The following is a 25,744-nucleotide window of genomic DNA, read 5'->3' as shown; positions in this document are numbered from 1 at the left end:
GTGAAGATTAAGCGGTTTTTTGCCAAGGACATGCGAACGGCTCTGGCCGAGGTCAAGGAGACGCTCGGGCCCGATGCCGTCATAATGTCCAACAAGAAGGTTACCGGGGGGGTAGAGATAGTCGCCGCTGTTGATTATCAATCCCAGGTTCCGGGCCCCAAAGATGCGCCGGTTCGCCGTCAGCTGAACGATGAGAGCGTCAATATTTCGTCTGCTGCTCGGCAGATGACCCGTCCCGAGCCCGCAAAGGTTCAGGAACAGAACGAACATTATGCTGATACCCTGGCCGCCCTCCTCGCGCGTCAGCAGAAACTGAAGCCTGGCAATGGGGCTCCCATGGGCAACACCCAATCGGCTGGTCTGGCTGCTGCCAATGCAGTGCCCAGAACGCTGGCCGAGCAGGGACAGTGGGGCACAGTCCCGGAACCTGCCAAACCCAAGGCGCGTGTCGTATCCGGCCAACGGGCCCATCAACCTGCCCAGCGGGATCAGGAGATGGAGGGGATGCGCAAGGAGATGGCCAGCATCCGTAAACTGCTGGAGCACCAGATCTCCGGTCTGATGTGGCAGGAGGTTGAACGACGCGAGCCGATGCGTGCCCTGCTCATCAAAGAGCTCAAGAAGATGGGCTTTGACGATGCCTTTTCCGATCAACTGGCTGGGCTGATCCCTGAAGACATGCCTATCCATCAGGCGATGGCCCAGTTGGCTGAAGTGTTGACGGCTCAGCTCAAGATCAGTGAAGACGAAATTTTACGTCAGGGGGGCGCGGTTGCTCTGCTGGGGCCAACAGGGGTGGGCAAGACGACCACCATTGCCAAATTGGCAGCCCGTTTTGCCATGAAGTATGGCGCCGAGCAGGTGGCCCTTATCACCACTGACAACTACCGGATCGGGGCTCATGAGCAATTACAGACTTATGGCCGGATCATGGGCTGTCCGGTACGTCAGGTGCGTGATGCCGAAGAGCTGGCCAATGCCCTCTATCAGTTCCGTCACCGCCGGCTGGTATTGATCGATACGGCAGGCGTGGGGCAACGGGATATCCGGCTGACCGAGCAGCTCGATACCCTGGTCAAAAATGCCAAGGTGAGGATCCGCAGCTATCTGGTGATGTCGGCAACTTCCCAGCGTCGGGTAATGCAGGAAGCGGTTGACCATTTCCGGCGCATTCCCTTGAGCGGCTGCATACTTACAAAGTTGGATGAGAGTCTGAATCTGGGCGAAGTAATTAACGTGTGTATCCAGAATGCCTTGCCTATCAGTTACATCACTGATGGGCAGCGGGTTCCGGAAGATATTCAGGTTGCCAATGCGGCGCAGCTCGTCGGAGCTGCCATGGGCTCGCTGGAGCGAGAAACAGAGGAGCCCTATTTCTGGGGCACAGGCTTTGGCGAGGCCGAAGATTCGGAGTTTTATGAGTAACATGTATATGGATCAGGCGAGTGGTCTGCGCAAAATGCGTCAAAACAATCGAGTAAAAGTGATCGCCGTTTCCGGTGGTAAAGGTGGCGTAGGCAAGACCAACGTGACCCTGAACGTGGCGGGAGCCATGGCGGCCCAAGGCAAACGGGTGATGGTGCTGGATGCTGACCTTGGTCTGGCAAATGTTGACGTCATGCTGGGGTTGCGGGTTCATCGCAATCTCTCTCACGTGCTGGCAGGCGAGTGCACGATCGACGACATTATCGTTGAGGGACCGTACGGCATGATGATTGTGCCTGCAACCTCGGGGACCCAGTCTATGGTCGAGCTTTCGCCGGTACAACATGCCGGACTGATCCGCGCCTTCAGCGAGATGAAGACCCAGGTTGATATTCTGATGGTGGATACGGCGGCGGGGATCTCGGACATGGTGCTGAGTTTCACCCGCGCCGCGCAGGACATCATGGTGGTGGTGTGTGACGAGCCTACCTCTATTACCGATGCCTATGCCCTTATCAAGATCCTTTCCAAAGAGCACGGTGTATTTCGCTTCAAGGTAGTGGCAAACATGGTACGCAGCCTGCGCGAAGGGCAGGAGCTTTTTGCCAAGCTGACCCGGGTAACGGATCGTTTCCTCGATACGTCACTGGAACTGGTTGCCTGCGTGCCTTATGACACCAATTTACGCGCAGCAGTACGCAAGCAGAAACTGATTGTCGAGGCGTTTCCCAAGTCGCCGGCGGCTTTGGCTTTCCGCGCATTGGCCAACAAAGCGGCTAGCTGGCCGGTACCCAACCAGCCTGGCGGTCATCTGGAGTTTTTCCTGGAGAATCTGTTACAGACTCAGGCCACCACACAGGAAGGTTCCCGTGAATAAAGCCCAAGCGTACTTGCGTCATCAGGATTCCTATCTGCTGGTAGAGCGCCATGCTCCACTGGTCAAGCGGATTGCCCAGCATTTGCTGGCTCGCCTGCCAAGCAGTGTCTTGCTGGATGACCTGATCCAGGCAGGTATGATTGGGCTTCTCGAAGCGTCGCGGAACTTTGATGGTAGCAAGGGGGCCAGTTTCGAGACCTATGCCGGGATTCGTATCCGTGGTGCCATGCTGGATGAGATCCGGCGTGGTGACTGGGTGCCTCGTTCCGTGCATCGAAACAGCCGAGCGATTGCAGAAGCGATCGAAAATGTTGAGCAAGCCAATGGACGGGATGCTCGTGATACGGAAGTCGCAGCGCAAATGGGAGTCTCTCTCGCTGATTATCATGTCATGTTGCAGGATGTCTCCTGCGGCAAGATCATCGGTATCGAGGATTTGGGGGTCAGTGAGGATGTGATCGGTAACCCTGATGAAGCACCGTCAGGCTCCGGGTTTGATGAACTGGCCGCAGAACGATTTCAAATTCAACTGTCGGAGCAAATCGGTCGCTTACCAGAGAGAGAAGCTCTGGTTCTCTCTCTTTACTACGATGAAGAGCTGAATTTACGTGAAATTGGTGAGGTTTTGAATGTGAGTGAGTCTCGCGTGAGTCAGATACATAGCCAAGCAATGCACAGACTGCGCGCTCGTTTGAGAGATTGGCATCTATAAGTGTTTGTACTGGCTACACTGAGATGAAACTCTAAGGCATAATCCGCATGACACAACCCATTTTTAGCATCATGTAAGTGAGCCACTCAGGTGGCTATTGAGGAGGGAATTTTGGACAAGAACATGAAAATCCTCATTGTTGACGATTTTTCAACGATGCGCCGGATTATCAAGAACTTGCTGCGCGACCTTGGGTTCAACAATACCCATGAAGCGGATGATGGCAACACAGCACTGCCGATGCTGAAAAATGGTGATTTCCAGTTTGTGGTTACTGACTGGAACATGCCAGGCATGCAAGGTATCGACCTGCTGAAAGCCATTCGTGTCGATGAGAAGCTCAAGCATCTGCCGGTGCTGATGGTGACGGCGGAAGCCAAACGTGAGCAGATCATTGAAGCCGCGCAAGCCGGCGTTAACGGTTATATCGTCAAGCCTTTCACTGCAGCAACGCTCAAAGAAAAACTCGACAAAATTTTTGAACGCCTTGGCTAAGGAGCAGCAGGGATGATGGCCAAAACGAGAGCAATGATTTCGCTCGACCAGGCAAGGATGCTTGTTGCTCATCTGGAGCAAGGTGAATTCGAGCTGGCCGATGAACTGCTTGCCAATGTATGTGCCCCCAACGCAGCCGATCTGTTTGATAAAGTTGGTCAGCTGACCCGACAACTGCATAACTCACTTCAAGAATTTCGTCTCGACCCCCGAATTCCCGATTTGGCCACCCATGACATTCCCGATGCGCGGGAGCGCCTCAATTATGTCATCGATATGACCGATAAGGCTGCTAATCGCACCATGGATGCTGTTGAGGCTAGTCTGCCGATAGCTGATCGCCTGAATGATAATATCCAGTTGGTGATGCCGAACTGGAATGCACTGATGTCCAGGGATATGAGCGTGGGACAGTTTAAGTCCTTATGCCATCAACTCGATGATTTCATTAAGGCTTCTGAATCAGATGCCGATAAGTTACGACAACTGCTGACAGAAATACTGATGGCACAAGACTTCCAGGATTTGACAGGACAGATGATCCGCAAGGTCATCAAGCTGGTTCAGGAAGTCGAAACAAAATTAATAGAAATGCTGACTATGTTTGGTGAGGCTGCAGCTGAGCATGCAACTCGAACTCTCCCTGCGAACGGGATTGAAGCCGAAGGCCCAATCATGAATCCAGAGGCGCGTGCCGATGTAGTCAATGGTCAGGATGATGTGGACGATCTGCTGTCTAGCTTGGGATTCTAATGGAGTGACGCATGGCCTTCGAAGTTGATGAAGACATACTGCAAGACTTTCTGGTCGAAGCATCCGAAATATTGGAACAGTTGTCTGAGCAACTGGTCGACTTGGAAAAGCGGCCTGACGACAAGAATCTGTTAAATGCCATCTTTCGCGGTTTCCACACTGTAAAAGGCGGCGCCGGTTTCCTGTCTTTGGGTGAGTTGGTTGACGTATGTCACGGTGCCGAAAACGTATTTGATATCTTGCGTAACGGCAAGCGAACAGTGACTGCCGAGCTTATGGATGTAATCCTGCAAGCGCTGGACGCCATAAACGTGATGTTCGCCCAAGTACAAAACCGTGAAGCGCCAAGTCCTGCGTCTGATGATTTGCTCCATGACCTCCACGAGTTGTGCAAGCCTGAAGGAGAAGAGCAACTTCGAACCGCGACCAGCGGTGCTAATGGCATGGAGCCGGAGGCTGTTACTTCTGTTGTTGAGGTTGTCTCTGACCCCGAGGTCGTTGAACCGATAAACCAAGCAAGCGATCCTGCAGCTGTTAACGGGGGCGGCTCCATCGACGAGATTTCAGCTGATGAATTCGAGCGTCTGCTGGATGAGTTGCATGGCGTGGGGGGCACACCAACCAAGAGTGCGGCAGGATCATCTGTTGCTGGCCAATCTGGCGATATCACCGATGATGAGTTTGAGGCCTTGCTGGATCAACTCCATGGTCAGGGACAGCACATGGGGGCGCCAGAGGCGAATCCTCTGAAGTCGGTGCAAAAAGAGGTGGACGAGCTTATCGATGATGATGAGTTTGAGCGCCTGCTTGATGAATTGCATGGTCGTGGTCAAGGGCCTCAGAGTACGCTGGCACCTGCCGCACCTGCCGCACCTGCCGCACCTGCCGCACCTGCCGCACCTGCCGCACCTGCCGCGGTGACTCCGTCCAAACCGGCCACTCCTGTAGCCAAACCAGCACCGGCTGCTCCCGCAAAATCTGCCGAAGCAGCCAAGGCACCAGCGTCTGCCGCCAAGGCGGCGCCTGCGCCAGTAGAAAATAGTGCCGTGCAAAGCGATACGACGGTGCGGGTGGATACCAAGACTCTCGATGTCATCATGAACATGGTAGGTGAGTTGGTACTGGTCCGTAACCGGTTGGTGAGCCTGGGTATTGCCAGCAATGATGAAGAGATGTCAAAGGCGGTTGCCAATCTGGATGTGGTAACGGCTGACCTGCAAGGTGCGGTTATGAAAACCCGCATGCAGCCAATCAAGAAGGTATTTGGTCGTTTCCCACGCGTGGTGCGTGATCTGGCCAGAACCCTCAAGAAAGAGATTGAGCTGGTGATGGTGGGGGAAGAGACCGATCTTGATAAAAACCTGGTAGAGGCGCTCGCCGATCCTCTGGTTCACCTTGTTCGCAACTCCTGCGATCATGGGGTCGAAATGCCTGATGTGCGGGAGAAAGCGGGCAAACCGCGGCAAGGGACGATCACCCTTAGTGCCTCCCAGCAAGGTGACCATATTCTGCTTTGCATTGAGGATGATGGAGCAGGGATGGATCCTGAGAAACTCAAGTCCATCGCAATCAGTCGCGGTGTTCTGGATGCAGATACTGCTGCTCGCATGAGCGACAACGATGCCTATAACCTGATTTTTGCCCCGGGCTTTTCAACCAAGGCCGAGATCTCCGATATCTCTGGCCGTGGTGTCGGGATGGATGTGGTTAAAACCAGCATTGTCAGCCTCAATGGGTCGGTGCATATAGATTCCACTTGGGGGAAAGGTACCCGTCTCGAAATCAAGGTTCCGTTGACGCTAGCCATTCTGCCGACTCTGATGGTTGAAGTGGGTGAGCAGACCTTCGCACTTCCCCTTGGTTGTGTGAACGAGATTTTCCATCTGGACCTGAAAAAAGCCAACATGGTTGATGGTCAGCTCACCATCATTGTGCGCGAGAAGGCGATACCGCTCTTCTATCTGCACAAATGGTTGATTCGTGGCGCCAACAAACGTTCACGTCAGGATACCGGACATGTGGTAATAGTGCAGATTGGCACTCAGCAAATCGGATTTGTGGTAGACAGCCTGATTGGTCAGGAAGAGGTGGTCATCAAGCCTCTTGATAACCTGCTTCAAGGTACCCCAGGCATGGCTGGGGCGACGATTACCAGTGATGGCGGAATTGCTCTTATTTTGGATGTGCCGAGTCTGCTCAAAGCATATGCGCGTAGACATTAATAGCTCAGGCCCAAGGAGTTAGAAAAACAACAATGGCAGTCAAGGTATTAGTTGTCGACGATTCGAGCTTCTTTCGCCGTCGGGTGAGCGAGATCATTAATCAGGATCCCATGCTGACGGTGATTGATACGGCCCAGAATGGACGTGAAGCAGTGGACAAGGTGATGTCGCTGCGTCCTGATGTGATCACCATGGACATCGAGATGCCCGTGATGGATGGCATCAGTGCGGTGCGGGAGATCATGGCCAAGTGCCCAACCCCCATTCTGATGTTTTCATCCCTGACTCATGAAGGCGCCAAGGCGACACTGGACGCGCTGGACGCCGGTGCTCTCGACTTCTTGCCCAAGAAATTTGAAGACATTGCCAGAGACAAGGACGAAGCAGTCAGACTGTTGCAACAGCGGGTGAAGGAGATCTCCCGCAAGCGCTTCCTGATGACATCCGCTGCCCGTCCCAAAGCACCTGAACCGGTTATTCGTGCTCCGCTGGGAAGCACTGCGCCCAGAACTCCTGATCGTCAGCCTGACCTGCAACGCACTGTGCCAAGTGCTTCCTTCAAGCGCAGTGGCAAGAGTTATCAGTTGGTGGCAATCGGCACTTCTACCGGCGGACCAGTTGCTTTGCAAAATGTACTGACCAAGTTGCCGGGGGATTTTCCCCATCCCATCCTGCTTATCCAGCATATGCCAGCCACTTTTACCGCCGCGTTTGCTGCCCGTCTCAACGGGTTATGTCAGATTGGCGTCAAGGAAGCGGAAGATGGCGATGTGCTTAAACCAGGGCATGCCTATCTTGCTCCAGGTGGCAAACAGATGCTGCTGGAAGGTCGTGGTGCAGGGGCCCGCATTCGCATCGTGGATGGCAACGACAAGGTAAATTACAAGCCTTGTGTGGACATCACTTTTGCCTCTGCGGCCAAAACCTATGCCGACAAGGTATTGGCGATTGTGCTGACCGGTATGGGGGCTGATGGCCGTGATGGCGCCAGACTGCTGAAAGAGCAGGGATCAACCATCTGGGCTCAGGATGAGGCTTCCTGCGTGGTATATGGTATGCCCCAAGCGGTAGCCAAAGCGGGGATTGCCAGCGAATCACTCCCTCTGGACAAGGTGGCCCAGCGTATTCTGGTTGAGTTGGGGCGCTAATCATGGGCTTGCTCGGTCTGCTCCTGGCATTGGGGGCGATTGCCATTGCCCAACTGTGGCATGGCGGCTCCCTGTTGACGTTGGTGGACGGCCCCGCTTTTCTGATCGTGCTGGGTGGTACCGTTGGTGCCGTCACGTTGCAGACTCCAGCCCAGTACATCCTGCTGGCGTTGCGCCAGCTGTTATGGATTTTTACCCCTCCCCGCCAGGATCTCGCCACACAGGCCGAACGGTTGCAGTCATGGGCCGTCTTTGCGCGCCAGCAAGGGCTGCTGGCCCTTGAAAATCAGGCCGAGCAGGAGGAAGACAACTTTACCCGTCAAGGGCTCGGCATGATTGTCGATGGGGTATCCACAGAGGATATCCGGATGCTGCTGGAAGCGGACATCGATATCGAGCAGGAGCGCAATGAACATGCCGCCAGAGTATTTGAAGCCATGGGGGGGTACAGTCCGACCATCGGGATCATCGGTGCCGTGCTGGGCCTGATCCAGGCCATGTTTCATCTCGAAGACCCGTCAGCACTGGGGGCGGGGATAGCTGTGGCATTTGTGGCAACCATCTATGGAGTGGGGTTTGCCAACCTCATCTACCTGCCTATCGCCAATCGGTTACGCGCATTTCACTATCACTATGCACTCTTTCAGGAGATGACCCTGGAAGGGCTGCTGGCTATCGCCCATGGTGAAAACGGCTTGCAGGTTGAACGCCGGCTCAGGGCCTATTTGAAAGGAGAGTAGCCATGCGCAAGCGCTATCGGTTGCACTTGCAGGGTCGCGAGCATCTTGACCGTTGGCTGGTCTCCTATGCCGATTATATGACGCTGATCTTTGCCTTGTTCGTAGTGCTCTACTCTGTTGCGCTGGTGAACAAGGACAAGTATCGCGCGGTGATTGATGGTATGAGCCAGGCGTTCAGTGTCATGCAGTCTGGCGGCAATAGCTTGCTTGAAGGGCAGGGTAATTCCCTGCTGGATAACGCGGTATCTGCCTCTCCATCGTTGCTGGAAAGCCCAGCATCCTCCTCTCCTTCACTTGCACCCATTTCTGGTGTGCCAGTGCTGCAAGATGGCGCGACACTTGCAAAACTCGATATGCAGTTGCAACAGAGCATGGGCTCGCTGGTGGATGCCGGTATCGTCAAACTGACGCAAGACGAGAACTGGCTGACGGTTGAACTCAGTTCCGGCTTGTTGTTTAGCAGCGGCAGTGCCTTTTTGGGGCCAAACGCCGCACCGGTCATTAATACTCTTTCAAGTATTCTCAAACCGGTCGATAACTATGTAAGGGTTCGGGGTTATACCGATAACCAACAGATAAATAATGAAATTTATCGTTCTAACTGGGCGCTTTCTGCTGCTCGGGCCGAGGCGGTCCTCAATGGCTTGATTGCCGATGGGATCGCCCCCCAGCGTCTGGCGTTCGAGGCATATGGCGAGTTTTCCCCTTTTGCTGACAACGGCAGCGAGCAGGGCAGACTGCAGAATCGCAAGGTTGTGGTCGCTATCTCCAAATTTGCCTGGGTGCCGCCGGCACCTGTGGTTGCAACGCCTACGGTAGTTGCTGAACCGGTTCCTGCTGTACAACAGGCGGTGGATGCAGGAGAGATAAAGGTGATCACCTTGCCCGGTGGTGGCATACGCATAACAACAAGGCAGGACTGATACAGTGATTGTTTGGACGGTTGCCAACCAGAAAGGTGGTGTGGGTAAAACCACCACAGTGGTCTCGCTTGCGGGGATCCTGGCCCAGCGTGGCCAGCGGGTGCTGTTGATTGATACCGACCCCCATGCTTCGCTGACTGCATATCTTGATTTTGATTCAGATCGCCTGGATGGAACCCTCTATGAGTTGTTTCAAGCAGTCAAACCGACAGCCGAGCTTGTCAATAAACTGACGCTCAAGACCAAATTCGAAAATATCAACTTACTGCCAGCATCTATTACCTTGGCGACCCTTGATCGGGTGATGGGCAATCGTGAGGGGATGGGACTGGTACTGAAACGGGCACTGCTGCGCATTCAGGATCAATATGATTACGTGCTGATCGATTGCCCGCCAGTGCTGGGGGTGATGATGGTCAACGCGCTGGCTGCCTGCGATCGCATTCTGGTGCCTGTCCAGACCGAATTTCTGGCCCTCAAGGGGTTGGAGCGGATGATGAAAACATTTGAGATCATGCAGCGTTCCAAGCGTGACAAGTTCCGTTATACCGTGATCCCGACCATGTTCGACAAGCGCACCCGTGCCTCTCTGATGACCTTGAAGTCGATTAAGGATCAATATGGAGATTCAGTATGGAATGCGGTGATCCCTATTGATACCAAGTTTCGGGATGCCAGCTTGCTGCATATCCCCCCGTCTATCTATTCTCCCGGGAGTCGTGGAACCTATGCATATGAAACGCTGCTCAACCATCTGGATGCCCTTGAGCGGCAACGGGTTCATGAGGTGACGGCATGAGAGATACCATTCAAGTACGGGCGATGGATGACTATTTCCACTCCCTGCTGCTCGATGAGCCGATGGTCATGGATGAGGTGGAAGAGGTTCAATCTGCCCCTGTTTTACAGTTGCAACGTCAGCCCCAAAGCGTCCCCGAGGTGGTCGCCGCACCTTACCTCGAAAGCGATCCACGGCTTGCCCAGCTAGGTGAGCTATTGGCTCAGGTGGGACAAGTCCAGTTTGAGAATGATGCCTTCACCCAGGAAGTGACTCTCACCGCACCGCTGGAGATTGTGGCAGAGGAATCACTGCTGCCGGTGGAGCCAGAGTGGCCTGCGGAGGTGCTGCTCCCCGAGGTTGCGGAGCCCCATACTACTATCCTGACCGAAACAGCGCTGGAGGTTGCTCCGGTAGAGGCCAGTGAACCGGTTGCCTGGGAAAATATCGATACCGGTAAAGAGTTTCAGGCCCTCTTTTTTGAAGTTGCGGGTGTGACGTTTGCGGTGCCGCTGACCGAGCTGGGTGGTATCCATCAGCTTGGCGAGATCACCTCCCTGTTTGGCCAGCCTGGCTGGTACAAGGGGATCATGACCTCCCGCGAGCAGAAGATGAATGTGGTCGATACAGCCCAATGGGTCATGCCGGGTCAGCATTTGGAGATGGATGATTACAAGTATCTGATTATGCTGGGTGAATCCCCTTGGGGGCTGGCTTGTCATCATCTCAAAGGAACTGAATTGTTACACCGTGACCAGGTGAAATGGCGCCATCAGGAGGGTAAGCGCCCCTGGTTGGCGGGCATGGTCAAAGAAAAAATGTGTGCCCTGTTACACGTTCGCGAACTGCTCCTGTTGCTGGAGCGTGGGGTTAACATAGAAGGTCGCTGATAACTTCTGCAATCGAGCTGTTTTATTGCTAGTTTTAGCAGTAGACGTTTTCATAAAAGGAATAAAAACATGACAGAAAAGCGCAATATCGCACAGAATCTGGCCGAAGATGAAGTGCTGCAATGGGTAACCTTCCAACTGGAAAACGAAACCTACGGCATCAATGTGATGCAGGTTCAGGAGGTGTTGCGCTACACCGAAATTGCACCGGTGCCGGGTGCGCCTGAGTACGTACTGGGGATCATCAACCTGCGTGGCAATGTGGTGACTGTCATCGATACCCGTTCCCGTTTCGGTCTGCCTTCCGGTGATGTGAGCGAAAATTCCCGTATTGTTATCATCGAGGCCGAGAAGCAGGTGATTGGCATTATGGTCGATAGTGTGGCGGAAGTGGTTTATTTGAAATCTTCCGAAATCGATGCGGCTCCGGCCGTGGGAACCGAAGAGAGTGCCAAGTTCATTCAGGGAGTCAGCAACCGTGACGGTCAACTGCTGATCCTGGTTGACTTGAACAAGCTGCTCTCCGATGAAGAGTGGGAAGATATCGGTTCCCTCTGACAAATAAGGTGATGTTTTGATAATCGAGATGGTTGCCTTGGGGGTGTCCCTGATTGCCTTGGTGTTTGCCTCTTATAACTGGTTCAAGAGCAAGCGTAGCAAGCAGGAGTCCGAGGCCAGTGTGGCAACGCTGCAAGGTCAGTTGGAAAGCTTGCGCAAACAGATGATGGAGCTTCATAGCGGCTCCATTGGCATGGGACAGCGGTTACAGTCGGTAGAAGGCGCGATGCAGCAGGTCAATGAACGCCAGCAAGAACTGACCATGCAAGATCCCGAACGCAGGCTCTACAGTCGAGCGGCTAAGATGGTCGAACTGGGCGCCGATCTTGATGAAGTCATGAGTGAGTGTGAGTTGCCAAAGGCAGAAGCAGAGCTCTTGATATCGTTGCGAAAAGGTCGCTCTTGATTATTCAGGGAGGCAGTCGCCTTCCTGAATTTTTTTCTGCTCCTTGCATACAGCTCTCTGATGTAGCGCGATGTACAGTGAGATGATTGAATTATTATGTTTTAAGATGATTTTTTATTAATCTTTTCGATTTGATGTATTTTGAAGTCGTTGATTGTCATCATTTTTCCCGCCTATTTTCTCTTATGCGCGATCTTCTCCACAAAAACAGTGGATGATGGGCATCTTGGAAAAGACGTATTCCAATACTGTGTTAAGATGCAGGCCGCTTCATTTTCTCTGAAAAAATCTCCATGCTGCTTCAAGTTAACAATCTGAGCTGCGTGCGTGAAGATCGCACTCTGTTTGAACATCTCTCCTTTGCGGTAGTTCCCGGTGATCTGGTGCAAATTGAAGGTCCCAACGGGGTAGGCAAGACCAGCCTGCTGCGCCTGCTGACTGGGCTGTCTCAGCCGTTTGCCGGTGAAGTGTGCTGGAATGGTGAAAATATTCGCCATTGCCGTGATGAGTACCATGCCAATCTGCTCTATCTCGGTCATCAGCCCGGGGTCAAAGCTGCTTTGACTCCGCTCGAAAATCTCGCCTTTTACCAGAAGCTGCATCATGTGTCCCGGCAGACGGTCGATTTGTGGCAGGTGCTTGCCCAGGTTGGGTTGGCCGGTTTTGAAGAGAACCCGACCGGGCAGCTCTCGGCAGGTCAACAGCGCCGGGTGGCTCTGGCCAGGCTTTGGCTCAGTGACAAAGCGGCTCTCTGGATCCTGGATGAGCCCTTTACCGCCATTGACAAGCAGGGGGTCAAGGTGCTGGAGAGGCTGTTTCTGGCTCATGCCGAGCGGGGGGGGATGGTAATCCTCACCACTCATCAGGATATGACGCTGATGCAGGGGCGACTGAAGACCCTCTCGCTTACGCCCTTGCTGCAGGAGTAGTTTCGATGTTGCGTGCCGTCATGCATTTGATCCACCGCGAGTTATTGATGGCCTTGCGCCAGCGTGCAGACATTCTTAACCCGCTCTGGTTTTTCCTTATTGTCATCACCCTGTTCCCACTCGGTATCGGCCCTGAGCCCAAGTTATTGGCTCGCATTGCTCCCGGCATCATCTGGGTTGCGGCTTTGCTGGCGGCCATGCTGTCGCTGGAGCGGCTGTTTCGCGACGACTTTGCCGACGGTTCGCTGGAGCAGCTGATGTTGATGCCCCATTCACTCGGGTTGCTGGCGCTGGCCAAAGTGATTGCTCACTGGTTACTGACTGGATTGCCGCTGCTGCTGATTTCGCCCTTGCTGGCGATTTTGCTGTCGCTGGATATGGACAGTTATCTGGCGGTAGTCGCCACTCTGGCACTCGGCACTCCGGTGCTGAGCCTGCTCGGTGCGGTCGGTGTAGCCCTTACGGTCGGACTGCGCAAAGGTGGAGTGCTGCTCAGTCTGCTGATCCTGCCGCTCTATATTCCGGTGCTGATTTTTGCTACCTCTGCTATTGATGCGGCGGGGATGGGCTTGCCCTATGGCGGTCAGCTTGCCATTCTGGCCGCCATGATGGTTGGTGCCTTGACGCTAACGCCACTGGCCGTTTCGGCTGCCTTGAGGGTCAGTCTTAACTGATGGTCTATTGGTAGAACGCAGTGTGGTTTCGTGTGGGGGCTTTCTTTTCCTGAAATAAAGTTGCGATGGATCAAGCGGATTGCCGCTTATTGCTTTCGAGGTATTTGATGTTATCCCGAGGTCAGTATGTTTAGGCCTCGCCAAACAATTAATAACAAAAAGGTTTGTGAGTTATGTGGAAATGGTTGCACCCTTACGCTAAACCCGAACGGGCATATCGGTTGGCAGGAACCTTGTTACCCTGGTTTGCCGTGATAAGTCTGCTGTCGTTCATCATCGGCACTGTTTGGGGGCTGGCTTTTGCCCCCGCCGATTATCAGCAGGGTGACTCCTTCCGGATCATCTATATCCATGTTCCTTCCGCCATTCTTTCGATGGGAGCTTACTCTACCATGGCTGTGGCAGCCTTTATCGGGCTGGTATGGCAACTGCGGATGGCGGACATGACAGTGGCGGCTATTGCTCCTGTCGGTGCCGTGTTCACTTTTATTGCACTGTTTACCGGTGCAGCCTGGGGCAAACCCATGTGGGGAACCTGGTGGGTGTGGGATGCACGGCTCACCTCCGAGCTGATCCTGCTGTTTCTCTATCTTGGCGTGATTGCCCTCTACAACGCCTTCAGTGACAAGGTTGTTGCTGGCCGTGCCGCCGGCATTCTGGCGCTGGTCGGGGTGATCAATCTCCCCATCATTCACTACTCGGTTGAGTGGTGGAATACCCTGCACCAGGGGGCCACTATTACCAAGTTTGACAAACCCTCTATCTCTCCCGAGATGCTTTGGCCATTACTCATCATGATCCTGGCGTTTGCTGCCTTTCTCGGGGCCCTTACCCTGATGCGTTTTCGAAACGAGCTCTTGATGCGGGAGTGGCATCGTCCCTGGGTTCAAGAGATTGCCGAGCAGGAGAAGTAAGCATGTACTTTGCCTCATTCAGTGACTTTCTGGCGATGGGCGGTTACGCCTTTTACGTCTGGCTCTCCTTCGGACTGACCTTGCTCTGTCTGGTCGGTATCATCATTTCCACCCGTATGAAAACCCGTAGTCTGTTTAATGAGTTACGCAGCAAGCAGGCACGCGAGAGCCGTCGCAAGGCAGCTCGGCAGATGGAGAACACCCTATGAACCCGAGACGCAAAAAACGCCTCACCATTATTCTGGCCATCACGCTGGGCCTCGCTACCGTGAGCGGGCTGGTGCTTTACGCCCTCAGTCAGAATATCGACCTCTTCTATACCCCGAGCGAGCTGGTGGAAGGGAAGGGGCCGGACAAGATCAAACCGGAAGAGGGGCAGCGCCTGCGCATTGGTGGTCTGGTGGTCCCCGGCACAGTCAAGCGTGATCCGAACAGCCTCAAGGTCAGCTTTAACCTGATCGACAATGGTGGTCATCAGGTGATGGTGCAATTTGATGGCATCCTCCCGGATCTGTTCCGCGAGGGGCAGGGGATTGTGGCGCAAGGAACTCTCAAAGATGCCACCACGGTCGAAGCCTTCGAGGTACTGGCCAAACACGATGAAAACTACATGCCGCCAGAAGTGGCCGATGCCACCAGTGGCATGCACTTCAAACCGGAATACACTGATGCGCAGTTGAAGGGGAATAAGCCATGATCCCGGAATTAGGACAGTTTGCGCTGATCCTGGCCTTTGCGACCTCTCTGTTGCTGGGTAGCTATCCGCTGCTTGGTGCAAGTTGGGGGCGTCTTGGCATGATGTCGGCAGCGCGTCCGCTCGCCTATGCCCAGTTTTTGTTACTGCTGCTGTCGTTTCTCTGCCTGACCTGGGCCTTTATCGACAACGACTTCACCGTGCAGTATGTGGCCACTAACTCCAACAGCCTGCTGCCGCTTGCCTATCGCATTTCCGCAGTATGGGGCGCCCATGAGGGCTCTTTGTTGCTGTGGGTGCTGACCCTGGGCGGCTGGACTGCGGCGGTGGCCATGTTCAGCCGCCGTCTGCCGCTCGATGCGGTGGCGCGGGTGCTTGGCGTGTTGGGGCTGATCTCGGTCGGCTTCACCGCGTTCGTGCTGTTCACCTCTGATCCCTTCACCCGCACCTTGCCCTATTTTCCGGTCGATGGCCGCGACCTCAATCCGCTGCTGCAGGATCCGGGTCTGATCTTCCATCCACCGATGCTTTACATGGGCTATGTGGGATTCTCGGTGGCGTTTGCTTTCGCCATAGCCTCATTGATGACCGGTCGTCTCGATGCAACCTGGGCCCGCTGGTCGCGCCCCTGGACCATGGCGGCCTGGGTATTCCTGACCCTCGGCATCGTGCTGGGCTCCTGGTGGGCCTACTACGAGCTCGGTTGGGGCGGCTGGTGGTTCTGGGATCCGGTAGAAAACGCCTCCTTCATGCCCTGGCTGGCGGGTACGGCCCTGCTGCACTCGCTTGCGGTGAGCGAGAAGCGCGCAACCTTCAAGGCGTGGACCGTGCTGCTGGCCCTCTCGGCCTTCTCGTTGAGCCTGCTCGGTACCTTCCTGGTGCGCTCCGGCGTGCTGGTGTCGGTTCATGCGTTTGCCTCCGACCCGACCCGCGGCCTGTTTATTCTCGGCTTTTTGCTGGCGGTGATCGGCTCATCCTTGCTGCTGTTTGCCTTTAAAGGTTCGCAGGTGAAAAGTCACGGCAAGCATGAGCTGTGGAGTCGCGAAACCCTGCTGCTGGCCAACAACATCATGCTGGTGGCGGGCCTGCTCACCGTGCTGTTAGGCACCTTGTTACCGCTGGTGCACAAGGAGCTGGGGCTGGGGAGCATCTCTATCGGTACCCCCTTCTTCAACCATATCTACAGTTGGCTGATCATTCCGTTTGCTCTGCTACTGGGGGTTGGTCCGCTGTTTCGCTGGCGCCGCCAGGAGCTTGGCGAGCTCAAGGGCAAAGTGATCCTTGCGCTGGTGCTGAGCCTGGCTGCAGCCCTGCTGTTGCCGCTGCTCTTGGCCGAAACCTTCAAGCCGTGGGCGGCGGTGGGGATTGGTCTGGGGGTCTGGATCATCGTTACCAGCCTGCAGGAGACCTGGGTGCGGGCCACCCACAAGCACCATTTTGCGGTCGGTGTGCGCAAGCTTGGCAACAGTCACTGGGCGATGATCCTTGGCCATGTGGGGCTGGCAGTCAGCATCATAGGCATCGCCTGTACCCAGAACTACAGCATCGAGAAGGATCTGCGGATGCAGGCGGGTGATCGGGTGCACTTTGCTGATTACGAGTTCGTCTTCACCGGTATCAAGGAGAAGAATGGCCCCAACTATGATGGCTTCAAAGGCGTGCTGGAAGTACACAAGAATGGCAAACAGGTAGCCCTGCTCAAACCCGAGAAGCGGATGTACACAGTGACCCGGATGCCGATGACCGAAGCGGCCATTGATGCCGGTTTCACGCGAGATCTTTATGCGGCCCTTGGCGAGCAGCTAGACAATAATGCCTGGGCTGTGCGGATCTACTACAAGCCGTTCGTGCGCTGGATCTGGTTCGGTGGCGTCTTTATGGCTATCGGTGGCGTGCTGGCGATGCTGGACAAGCGTTACCGTTTCGGCCGTCGTGAGGAGGAAGCCAAGGCATGAACAAAAAGGTCTGGTTGTTTCTAATTCCCTTTATCGTTTTTTTGCTGGGGGCTGTGTTCCTGTTCAAAGGGCTCTACTCCGATCCCACCAAACTCGAATCCGTGATGGTGGGCAAGGAGGTGCCGGTATTTACCCTTCAGGACATTTACGATCTGGGTAAACAGCATGATCGCACCATTCTGACCGGCCGGCCCATGTTGCTCAACGTCTGGGCTACCTGGTGTCCTACCTGTTATGGCGAGCACACTTACCTCAAACAGCTGGCAGGGCAGGGGATCCCCATTATCGGCATGAACTACAAGGATGAACGCGCCAAGGCGATCAAGTGGCTGGCTGAGCTGGGCAACCCCTATCAGGTCAATCTCTATGATCCGGACGGCATGCTGGGGCTTGATCTGGGGGTGTACGGCGCGCCGGAAACCTTCTTTATCGACAGCAAGGGGATAATCCGTTATCGCCACGTGGGGGATATCAACCCCCAGAACTGGGTATCGACCCTCAAACCCATCTTTGATGCCATGAAGTGAGGGGTGTTTCGATGAGAGTGTTTATTGCTTCCCTGCTACTGTTGCTGGGATGGGTGGTACAAGCGCCGGCCATGGCTGCTATCGATGTCTACACCTTCGAAAACGACAATCAGGAGCAGGTCTTTCGCGAACTGACCAAAGAGCTGCGCTGCCCCAAGTGCCAGAACCAGGATATCGCCGACTCCAATGCGGGGCTGGCCAAGGACTTGCGCGACAAGACCTACCAGATGGTGCGCGAGGGCAAGAATAAAGAGGAGATCGTGGACTACATGGTTGCCCGCTATGGCAACTTTATCCTCTATAACCCGCCCCTGATGGCTTCGACCCTGATCCTCTGGCTGGGCCCGCTGTTAGTGATCGTTATCGGTCTCGGCGTGGTGGTGATACGTAGCCGACGCTCTGCGGCAACGTCAGAGCCTGTGGATAGCACCCTGAGCGATGAAGAGCAGCGTCGCCTGGCCGAGCTGCTCAAAGAGGAAGATAAACAATGACCGCCTTTTGGATTGTGATTGCGGCCCTGCTGGTGCTGGTGAGTCTGGCTCTGGTGTTACCGTTGTGGCGCAGTGAGGGGAACCAGAGCATCAGTCGTTCGGCGCTCAACAAACAGCTCTATCGTCAGCGCTTGCTGGAGATCGGCGAGGAGCGAGAACAGGGTGTGCTTGCCGAGGAGCCCGATTCGCTCATCGAGTTGCAGCGCAGCCTGCTGGATGATATTCCCGATGTGGAGCAGACCGCCCGCAGTGGCAAGAGTCTGAGCTGGATCCCGGGTGTTCTGGTGCTGGTGGTGGTGAGCCTGGGAATCTACTACAAGCTGGGTTCATGGCAGGAGGTGAGCCGCTGGCAAGACGCCAGCAGCCGTCTTGGCGAGCTCAGCAACCGAATACTGGTTGAGCGCGATGCCAAGGTAACCGAGCAGGATCTGCTCGACTTCACGCTGGCACTGCGTACCCGCCTCAAGGATGAACCGAACGACTATCGAGGCTGGTTGCTGTTGGGGCGCTTGGCACTGGATGGCAATGATCCCGAGATGGCCAACGATGCGCTGTCGCGTGCCTACAAGCTTGCTCCCCAGAAATCGCTGGTGGCGGTGCCCTATGCCCAAGCGCTGATGATGACGGGGGAGGAGGTGCAGGCCGATGCACTGCTGCGTGCAGCCATCGCGCAGGAGCCTGATAATATCGAGGCGCGCTCCGTCTATGCCTTTATGGCGCTGCAGAAAGAGGACTTCCAGACCGCCCTCGATCGCTGGCAGGCGATGTTGCCCTTGATGGAAAAAGGCTCTCCCCGTTATGTGATGGTTGAGCGCTCCATTGAGTATGCCCGCACGCAGCTCAAGCAGCGTGGCATAGAGGTGACGAATTCAGGCGCAGCCAAAACGGGAACAGAGCAGGTAAAGCAGTCTGACGTTAATGAGGGAGAGTTCCCCATCCACATCACGCTGGCTGCGGGCATCCAGATGCCGGAAGATGCTCATCTCTTCGTATTTGCTGTAGTGCCCAACGGACCACCCATGCCCATCGCGGTGAAACGTATCGCTGGGCCAACCCTGCCTGTCACCCTTTCACTGGGGGATGGTGACGCCATGATGGAGGGCAGCAAGCTGGAAGCGTATCCAGAACTGCAGTTCAAGGCACGTCTCTCCCGCGGTGGCAATGTGATGAACAAGGAAGGAGCCTTCGAAGGGGTATCCGTTCCGGTCAAGACGGCCGAGATCCCTACTGCTCCGATTGACATCCGTATCGATCACGCCCTCTAATATGTCCTTTGAATAACCCGGCTCCTTGATAGGGGCCGGGTTATCTATACTTCTGATAAATCAAAATAAAACGTCAGGACAATCATATGTATCTTCGTTCAGGGGCCATACTGGCAGCCCTCTTGCTGGCTGGTTGTGCCGGTGGCCCGCCCAAGCCTGGCCCAGAGAGTCTGGATCTCAATCCCGGTATGAATCGTCCGGGCGCCACCAGTACGGCGGCCGACCCGCGTGATCCCTTCCAGGGAGCAAACCGGGCCATGTGGGCGGTCAATTATGATGTGCTGGAGCCCTATGTAGCACGTCCTGTGGTACATGCTTACGCTCGCTATATTCCGGTGGGGGTGAAGGATGGCATTGCCAACTTTGTTGCCAACTTTGATGAACCGAGCAGCATGGTGAACCACCTGATCACCGGCGACTTGAAAGGAGCGGGTACCAACCTGGGGCGTTTTACCATCAACACCACGGTCGGTCTGCTGGGTATCTTCGATGTGGCCAAACATGCCGGTCTCGAGCGCAACAAGCTGGAGATGGATACCGTACTTGGCAAGGCTGATATTGGTAATGGTGCTTACATCATGGTGCCTGTTTACGGTCCGACCACCACCCGGGAGCTGGTCGGTGACACCATTGATACCATCTATTTCCCCTATGCCTTGCTGACTATCCCGTTAAGGGTTACCCATTGGGTACTGGATGGTTTGGGTAATCGCGCCAAGCTGATCGATCAGGAGCGGATCATCGACAACTCCCTCGACCCCTATGCGCTAACCAAGGACTTCTATCTGCAGTACAGCCAAGGCAAGGTGACGGGCAAGCAGGCTGAGCTGAAAGCGTCTCAGCAAGAGCAGGCCGACGATGCCAATCTGGATGAATATATGGACGAGTTGGACCAGTAAGTGGGCCATCCCGATATGTAAAAAGGCGCCTGCGGGCGCCTCTTTCATTTCAGCTGCTATATAGAGATAAAAAAACGCCCCGCAGTGCGGGGCGTTTTGGCAAGCGAGGCTTATTAGGCAGCCAGATTCTTGGCCACAAATTCCCAGTTAACCAGAGCCCAGAAGGTTTCCATGTACTTCGGACGCAGGTTGCGGAAGTCGATGTAGTAGGCGTGTTCCCACAGGTCAACGGTCAGCAGCGGGGTGGTACCGGCTTCAGTCAGCGGGCAACCTGCGTTGGAGGTGTTAACGATAGCCAGAGAGCCGTCAGCTTTCTTCACCAGCCAGGTCCAGCTGGAGCCGAAGTTACCGATGGCTGATTTGGTGAAGGCATCCTTGAACTCGGCGAAGGAGCCGAATGCCTTGTTGATGGCATCAGCCAGGGCGCCAGTCGGCTCACCACCGCCATTCGGGGAGAGGCAGTGCCAGTAGAAGGTGTGGTTCCAGATCTGGGCTGCGTTGTTGAAGATGCCGCCGCTGGAGGTCTTGATGATCTCTTCCAGAGACTTGCCTTCAAACTCGGTACCCGGCACCAGATTGTTCAGGTTGACCACATAGGTGTTGTGGTGCTTGCCGTGGTGATATTCCAGAGTTTCCTGGGAGATGTGCGGTTCCAGAGCGTTGATTGCATAGGGCAGAGCGGGAAGTTCGAATGCCATTTTCTACTCTCCATTGGCTGGACCGTGCGAAGGCGACGGTTGCAAGACATTGCGTACTCTTTTCTATATCTGAAAAGAGTTGTTTTTAAAATGATGGGGCCGAGTAGCCCAAAGCCAAGGGATTGTAGCAGTATCAAAGATGGCCTAACAACTCTTGATTGGCGCCATGATCGCGATCAAGCCTGAGTAGATTCTTTGCACAATTCGAGCCGAGTCACCCCTTTGTCAGTTTGTGCTCTGGCAAGATTGCAGTAGAATGGCCGCCGAAATCGCTCTAGTGAGGCACCTATGGAAACTATTGAAAAGATTAAGCAGCAGCTGGCTGACAACCCCATCATCCTCTATATGAAGGGATCCCCCAAGCTACCCAGCTGTGGCTTCTCTGCCCAGGCCTCCCAGGCACTGATGTCCTGCGGCGAGCCGTTTGCATATGTTGATATCCTGCAAAATCCGGATATCCGTGCTGAATTGCCGAAGTTTGCCAACTGGCCGACATTCCCGCAGTTGTGGGTTGAAGGTGAGCTGATCGGCGGCTGTGACATCATGATCGAGATGTTCCAGGCTGGCGAGTTGCAGAGTCTGATCAAAGAGACTGCTGCCAAGTACAAGAAAGATGATGCAGCAGCCGAGTAATCGGTCCTGTGTTGTCGATAGGGAGCCACATCGGCTCCTTTTTTTATTATCCCGGTTCTGGCAGGCAAGAAACTGATCACCGGTTGCAAAAAGCAACGCGATTGCCCTGAAAAATCTAATCTTTGCCGCTTTGTTTTGGAGTTGTTAACCATATTGATTTTCCAATCTACGATTACTTTTTTTAATAATTTTGGATTCAAGTGTCGCTGTCATCACATTTTTTGATAATTTCACCGTTACGCAGTCTCTTTGTAGATTTTTTTGTGTTTATGCTCACATTAATTGCAAGTGATAGAACCTAGTATCGCTTCGCCCAGTGAAATAAAACCCTACAAATTAATAAATAAAAAGAGATTTGCGATGAAGATGTATAGCAATCTGCCCATTGGTCTTCATGATATTACCGAAGCCAAAAAAAGACTGACCAACCATATATACAAGACCGCGCAATTACCCTCTAACTACATCAGCGAACGTTGTCATGGCGAGGTTTACCTCAAGCTTGAAAACATGCAACGTACTGGCTCTTTTAAAATTCGCGGTGCTTTCAACAAACTCAGTTCATTAAGTCTGGAGGAGCGTCAAAAAGGTGTTGTCGCCTGCTCTGCCGGTAATCATGCGCAGGGGGTATCTTTGTCCAGTGCCATGCTGGGAATTGATGCCAAGGTGGTCATGCCTTGCTGCGCACCCAAATCAAAAATTGCTGCAACCAGCGATTATTCGGCGGAAGTTATTCTGCATGGCAATAGTTTCAATGACACCATTGCCAAAGTCAGCGAAATCGTGGAAATGGAAGGTCGCGTATTTATACCCCCTTTTGACGATGCAAAAGTGATTGCCGGCCAAGGAACCATTGGCCTGGAAATTATCGAAGATTTGTATGATGTCGATAACATCATAGTGCCGATTGGCGGCGGTGGTCTGATTGCGGGTGTTGCCATGGCCATCAAATCCATCAACCCGACTATCCGTGTGATTGGCGTGCAGTCGGAGAATGTTCACGGCATGGCGGCTTCATACTACGCAGGCACCATTACCAATCATAGAACCAGTAGCACGCTGGCTGATGGCTGTGACGTGGCAAGACCCGGCACCCTGACCTATGAAATTGTCAAAGAGCTGGTCGATGACATTGTTCTGGTGACTGAAGATGATATTCGTCACAGCATGGTTGACCTGATTCAGCGCAACAAGGTGATTACCGAAGGGGCGGGAGCTCTGGCCTCGGCAGCACTGCTCAGCGGCAAACTCAAGCATTATGTCGAAGGCAAAAAGACCGTCAGCATTATTTCGGGTGGCAATATTGACCTGACCCGGATCGTCGAAATTATCGAACAGAACAATATCCGTCAATTTAGCCTGTAAGGAATACAGTCATGATCTTGGATAGTGTCGTTAGCAGCAGTAAAGAGAGTGTCAAAGCATGGCGTAAATCGGATACAACCTGGGGACTCGGTCTGTTTGGTACAGCGATCGGTGCAGGTGTTCTATTTTTCCCCATTCGGGCCGGATATGGTGGCCTGATACCAATATTAATCATGTTGGTGCTGGCTTACCCTATTGCATTTTATTGCCACAGAGCGTTGGCCAGATTATGTCTTTCCGGCAGTAACCCATCGGCAAATATTACCGAGACCGTTGAAGAGCATTTTGGCAAAATGGGCGGGGTGGTAATTACCTTCCTCTATTTCTTTGCCATCTGCCCACTGCTGTGGATATATGGTGTGACAATCACCAATACCTTCATGGCATTCTGGGAACATCAACTGCAAATGGCGCCGCTCAATCGGGGTGTTGTCGCCCTTGGGCTGCTGCTGTTGATGGCCTTCGTGATCTATTTCGGCAAGGATCTGATGGTTCGCGTAATGAGCTATCTGGTCTTTCCCTTTATTGCCAGTCTGATCGTTATTTCTCTCTCCCTCATTCCTTACTGGAACAGTGCCGTCTTTGATCAGGTCAACCTGAGCGAGATATCCATGTTTGGTCACGACGGTATTCTGGTCACCGTCTGGCTGGGGATCTCCATCATGGTCTTCTCCTTCAACTTCTCGCCGATTGTCTCCTCTTTCATCGTTTCCAAACGGGAAGAGTATGAGCATGAGTTCGGTCGCGATTTTACCGAGAAACGCTGCTCCAAAATCATCTCCGGTGCCAGCATGCTGATGGTTGCCGTGGTGATGTTCTTTGCCTTCAGCTGTCTCTTTACCTTGTCGCCGCAAAATATGGCGGACGCCAAGGCCCAGAACATTCCGGTGCTCTCCTATCTGGCCAACCACTTCTCCTCAATGACGGGCAGCAAGTCTGCGTTTGCCACCACTTTGGAGTATGCGGCTTCTATCATTGCGCTGGTTGCCATCTTCAAATCCTTCTTCGGCCACTATCTGGGAACGTTGGAAGGGTTGAACGGCCTCATCCTCCGCTTTGGCTATCAGGGCGACAAAAGCAAGGTTTCCAGTAAAAAGCTGAACATGATCAGTATGTTGTTCATCATGGGCTCTACCTGGCTGGTTGCTTATGTCAATCCCAACATCCTCGACCTGATTGAGGCAATGGGGGCGCCGATCATCGCTTCCCTGCTCTGTCTGCTGCCGATGTATGCCGTCAACAAGACACCGGCACTGGCAAAATATAAAGGTCAGGCCAGCAACCTGTTTGTCACCATCATCGGTGTGCTGACCATCCTGAATATTGTTTCCAAGCTGTTCTGAAAACCTTTTCTGCAAGTCATCAGCCATTCAGACCCTGACCCCTTGGCGGGGTCTGCATGGCGTAGTCAGAAGCGCGCAATAACCGGTTCTTGGTTGGCCCAATTATTTGGGCCGAGGGCAAGGCTATCCGTTATTTGGCCACTAAACACAGTGGCAAAGATGCTCTGACTGCAGTGACTCGACAGCATAAATATCGAGGCGATGTAATGAAGTTTGATTCGTTGGTTCTGGTTATCAATTGCGGCTCTTCGTCGGTCAAATTCTCGGTACTGGATAGTAAAACCTGCGAGGTGGTGATCTCCGGGATGGCCGATGGTATTGAGACGGCCCATCCCCAATTGCAAGTGGGTAAAGCGCCCGCAATGTTATTACCTGAAAATAACCACACCTGTGCATTGGCTGCCATCGCGGCGGAATTGAAAAAACGGGATCTGCGTGATGCCATTGCACTGGTGGGTCATCGAATTGCTCATGGTGGGAGTGAATTTAGTGAAGCCGTGATCATTGATGAACATGTATTGGCCAAAATCAGGCAGGTCTCGCCACTGGCCCCGCTGCACAACCACGCCAATTTGAGCGGCGTGATGGCCGCCCGCCAGCTCTTTCCCAACCAGCCCCAAATTGCGGTATTTGATACCGGTTTTCACCAGACCCTGAAGCCGGAAGCCTATATCTATGGGCTGCCTTACCAATATTTGCAGGATTACGGCGTGCGCCGCTATGGCTTCCACGGCACCTCCCATCGCTATGTGGCCGAGCAGGCTTGCGTATTTATGGGGCTGGATGAGCAGCATGCCGGTCTGGTCATCGCCCATCTGGGCAATGGCGCCTCTATTTGTGCGGTGCAGGATGGCAAGAGCGTCGATACCTCGATGGGGATGACGCCGCTGGAGGGGTTGATCATGGGCAGCCGCAGCGGCGATATCGATTTTGGCGCGCTGGCCTATATCGCCAGCAAGACAGGACAATCTATCGAGGATATCGAGCGGGTATTGAACAAGCAGTCCGGCCTGCTAGGTATTTCGGGGCTCTCCTCCGATATGCGGGTATTGGAAGCTGCCTATCACGAAGGACATCCTGGGGCGAAATTGGCCATTCACGCCTTTGCCCATCGTATTGCCCGCCATATCGGTGGTCATGCCACCTCATTGCGCCGACTGGATGCCGTTATTTTCACCGGCGGTATTGGCGAAAACTCGGCCTTTATCAGAAAGCTGGTATGCGAACGACTTCAGGTATTTGGCGTAGCGATCAGCGAGCCGTTTAACCAGCGTCCCAATAGCGAGGGTTGTCGGATTATTTCGGCGGCAGAGTCCATGGTGCTGGCGGCAGTTATTCCCACCAATGAAGAGAAAATGATCGCGCTGGATGCCATTCGTCTGGGGCAGCAGGTTTGTCAGACCGAGTGCGTCTGACATCTTCCACTGTAG

The 25,744-nt window shown here is 54.0% G+C and carries 28 protein-coding genes; 27 read left to right on the top strand and 1 reads right to left on the bottom strand.

Annotated features, from left to right (window positions below; genetic code table 11):
* From flhF to I6L35_RS00345, 23 genes are all read left to right on the top strand, one after another.
* Positions 1-1,425, top strand: a complete 1,425-nt coding sequence (flhF, locus tag I6L35_RS00455) for a flagellar biosynthesis protein FlhF (RefSeq protein ID WP_005343974.1) — start codon at positions 1-3, stop codon at positions 1,423-1,425.
* A gap of 1 nt (position 1,426) precedes the next feature.
* Positions 1,427-2,302 (top strand): MinD/ParA family protein, encoded by an 876-nt coding sequence (locus I6L35_RS00450; RefSeq protein WP_187380375.1) that lies wholly within the window; start codon positions 1,427-1,429, stop codon positions 2,300-2,302.
* On the top strand, positions 2,295-3,014 hold the full coding sequence (locus I6L35_RS00445) for an RNA polymerase sigma factor FliA (protein WP_005343982.1): 720 nt from the start codon (positions 2,295-2,297) through the stop codon (positions 3,012-3,014). Before I6L35_RS00450 ends, I6L35_RS00445 begins: the two co-directional genes overlap by 8 nt.
* A 111-nt stretch (positions 3,015-3,125) precedes the next feature.
* Positions 3,126-3,509 carry a chemotaxis response regulator CheY gene (gene cheY, locus I6L35_RS00440; RefSeq protein ID WP_041234108.1) on the top strand — a complete coding sequence of 128 codons (384 nt, stop codon included), beginning with the start codon at positions 3,126-3,128 and terminating at the stop codon, positions 3,507-3,509.
* A gap of 12 nt (positions 3,510-3,521) precedes the next feature.
* Positions 3,522-4,262, top strand: coding sequence for a protein phosphatase CheZ (locus tag I6L35_RS00435; protein WP_005343984.1), 741 nt, complete (start codon positions 3,522-3,524; stop codon positions 4,260-4,262).
* A gap of 11 nt (positions 4,263-4,273) precedes the next feature.
* Positions 4,274-6,484, top strand: a complete 2,211-nt coding sequence (locus I6L35_RS00430; RefSeq protein WP_216979259.1) for a chemotaxis protein CheA — start codon at positions 4,274-4,276, stop codon at positions 6,482-6,484.
* Between the two features lie 32 nt (positions 6,485-6,516).
* Positions 6,517-7,632, top strand: coding sequence for a chemotaxis response regulator protein-glutamate methylesterase (locus I6L35_RS00425; RefSeq protein WP_216979258.1), 1,116 nt, complete (start codon positions 6,517-6,519; stop codon positions 7,630-7,632).
* 2 nt (positions 7,633-7,634) lie between these two features.
* Entirely contained in the window at positions 7,635-8,372 is a 738-nt protein-coding gene (locus tag I6L35_RS00420) for a flagellar motor protein (RefSeq protein WP_216979257.1), read from the top strand.
* A gap of 2 nt (positions 8,373-8,374) precedes the next feature.
* Positions 8,375-9,295, top strand: coding sequence for a flagellar motor protein MotB (locus I6L35_RS00415; RefSeq protein ID WP_216979256.1), 921 nt, complete (start codon positions 8,375-8,377; stop codon positions 9,293-9,295).
* Between the two features lie 4 nt (positions 9,296-9,299).
* The gene (locus I6L35_RS00410) at positions 9,300-10,094 is read left to right on the top strand and encodes a ParA family protein (RefSeq protein ID WP_005334696.1); all 795 of its coding nucleotides are present in this window, start codon (positions 9,300-9,302) and stop codon (positions 10,092-10,094) included.
* A complete protein-coding gene (locus tag I6L35_RS00405) occupies positions 10,091-10,963 on the top strand; it encodes a chemotaxis protein CheW (RefSeq protein ID WP_216979255.1) in 873 nt (290 codons plus the stop codon). The genes I6L35_RS00410 and I6L35_RS00405 overlap by 4 nt, the downstream gene beginning before the upstream one ends.
* A gap of 69 nt (positions 10,964-11,032) precedes the next feature.
* Positions 11,033-11,521, top strand: coding sequence for a chemotaxis protein CheW (locus tag I6L35_RS00400; protein WP_005343991.1), 489 nt, complete (start codon positions 11,033-11,035; stop codon positions 11,519-11,521).
* Between the two features lie 28 nt (positions 11,522-11,549).
* Positions 11,550-11,927 carry a DUF2802 domain-containing protein gene (locus I6L35_RS00395; protein WP_216980226.1) on the top strand — a complete coding sequence of 126 codons (378 nt, stop codon included), beginning with the start codon at positions 11,550-11,552 and terminating at the stop codon, positions 11,925-11,927.
* 293 nt (positions 11,928-12,220) lie between these two features.
* Positions 12,221-12,856 carry a cytochrome c biogenesis heme-transporting ATPase CcmA gene (gene ccmA / locus I6L35_RS00390; protein ID WP_005343996.1) on the top strand — a complete coding sequence of 212 codons (636 nt, stop codon included), beginning with the start codon at positions 12,221-12,223 and terminating at the stop codon, positions 12,854-12,856.
* A gap of 5 nt (positions 12,857-12,861) precedes the next feature.
* Positions 12,862-13,530: a heme exporter protein CcmB gene (ccmB, locus tag I6L35_RS00385; RefSeq protein WP_005343998.1), complete on the top strand. Its 669-nt coding sequence runs from the start codon at positions 12,862-12,864 to the stop codon at positions 13,528-13,530.
* A 173-nt stretch (positions 13,531-13,703) separates the two neighbouring features.
* Positions 13,704-14,444, top strand: a complete 741-nt coding sequence (locus tag I6L35_RS00380) for a heme ABC transporter permease (RefSeq protein WP_005344000.1) — start codon at positions 13,704-13,706, stop codon at positions 14,442-14,444.
* A gap of 2 nt (positions 14,445-14,446) precedes the next feature.
* The gene (gene ccmD, locus I6L35_RS00375; RefSeq protein ID WP_005344002.1) at positions 14,447-14,653 is read left to right on the top strand and encodes a heme exporter protein CcmD; all 207 of its coding nucleotides are present in this window, start codon (positions 14,447-14,449) and stop codon (positions 14,651-14,653) included.
* A complete protein-coding gene (ccmE, locus tag I6L35_RS00370) occupies positions 14,650-15,141 on the top strand; it encodes a cytochrome c maturation protein CcmE (RefSeq protein WP_005344003.1) in 492 nt (163 codons plus the stop codon). Before ccmD ends, ccmE begins: the two co-directional genes overlap by 4 nt.
* Positions 15,138-17,093: a heme lyase CcmF/NrfE family subunit gene (locus I6L35_RS00365; RefSeq protein ID WP_005344004.1), complete on the top strand. Its 1,956-nt coding sequence runs from the start codon at positions 15,138-15,140 to the stop codon at positions 17,091-17,093. Before ccmE ends, I6L35_RS00365 begins: the two co-directional genes overlap by 4 nt.
* Positions 17,090-17,620, top strand: a complete 531-nt coding sequence (locus tag I6L35_RS00360; protein ID WP_005344005.1) for a DsbE family thiol:disulfide interchange protein — start codon at positions 17,090-17,092, stop codon at positions 17,618-17,620. The genes I6L35_RS00365 and I6L35_RS00360 overlap by 4 nt, the downstream gene beginning before the upstream one ends.
* A gap of 11 nt (positions 17,621-17,631) precedes the next feature.
* The gene (locus I6L35_RS00355) at positions 17,632-18,111 is read left to right on the top strand and encodes a cytochrome c-type biogenesis protein (protein WP_216979254.1); all 480 of its coding nucleotides are present in this window, start codon (positions 17,632-17,634) and stop codon (positions 18,109-18,111) included.
* Positions 18,108-19,376 (top strand): c-type cytochrome biogenesis protein CcmI, encoded by a 1,269-nt coding sequence (gene ccmI, locus I6L35_RS00350; RefSeq protein ID WP_216979253.1) that lies wholly within the window; start codon positions 18,108-18,110, stop codon positions 19,374-19,376. Before I6L35_RS00355 ends, ccmI begins: the two co-directional genes overlap by 4 nt.
* Positions 19,377-19,462: 86 nt before the next feature.
* Positions 19,463-20,275 (top strand): VacJ family lipoprotein, encoded by an 813-nt coding sequence (locus I6L35_RS00345; protein WP_005344013.1) that lies wholly within the window; start codon positions 19,463-19,465, stop codon positions 20,273-20,275.
* Between the two features lie 113 nt (positions 20,276-20,388).
* Here I6L35_RS00345 and sodB read toward each other — a convergent pair whose 3' ends face one another.
* Complete coding sequence (gene sodB, locus I6L35_RS00340) at positions 20,389-20,973, bottom strand: superoxide dismutase [Fe] (protein WP_005344015.1); 585 nt, start codon at positions 20,971-20,973, stop codon at positions 20,389-20,391.
* Positions 20,974-21,261: 288 nt separating this feature from the next.
* On the opposite strand from sodB, the gene I6L35_RS00335 reads away from it, so the two are divergent.
* The 4 genes from I6L35_RS00335 (at position 21,262) to tdcD (ending at position 25,729) form a co-directional block, all read left to right on the top strand.
* The gene (locus I6L35_RS00335; protein ID WP_005344017.1) at positions 21,262-21,606 is read left to right on the top strand and encodes a Grx4 family monothiol glutaredoxin; all 345 of its coding nucleotides are present in this window, start codon (positions 21,262-21,264) and stop codon (positions 21,604-21,606) included.
* 360 nt (positions 21,607-21,966) lie between these two features.
* Entirely contained in the window at positions 21,967-22,971 is a 1,005-nt protein-coding gene (tdcB, locus tag I6L35_RS00330; RefSeq protein ID WP_005344020.1) for a bifunctional threonine ammonia-lyase/L-serine ammonia-lyase TdcB, read from the top strand.
* 11 nt (positions 22,972-22,982) lie between these two features.
* Positions 22,983-24,314, top strand: coding sequence for a threonine/serine transporter TdcC (gene tdcC, locus I6L35_RS00325; RefSeq protein WP_216979252.1), 1,332 nt, complete (start codon positions 22,983-22,985; stop codon positions 24,312-24,314).
* A gap of 206 nt (positions 24,315-24,520) precedes the next feature.
* Complete coding sequence (gene tdcD, locus I6L35_RS00320; protein ID WP_216979251.1) at positions 24,521-25,729, top strand: propionate kinase; 1,209 nt, start codon at positions 24,521-24,523, stop codon at positions 25,727-25,729.
* Positions 25,730-25,744: the final 15 nt, after the last annotated feature.

This window comes from Aeromonas sp. FDAARGOS 1405 (assembly GCF_019048265.1).
Taxonomy (GTDB): domain Bacteria; phylum Pseudomonadota; class Gammaproteobacteria; order Enterobacterales; family Aeromonadaceae; genus Aeromonas; species Aeromonas veronii_A.
This window is presented reverse-complemented; position numbering and strand designations above follow the sequence as displayed.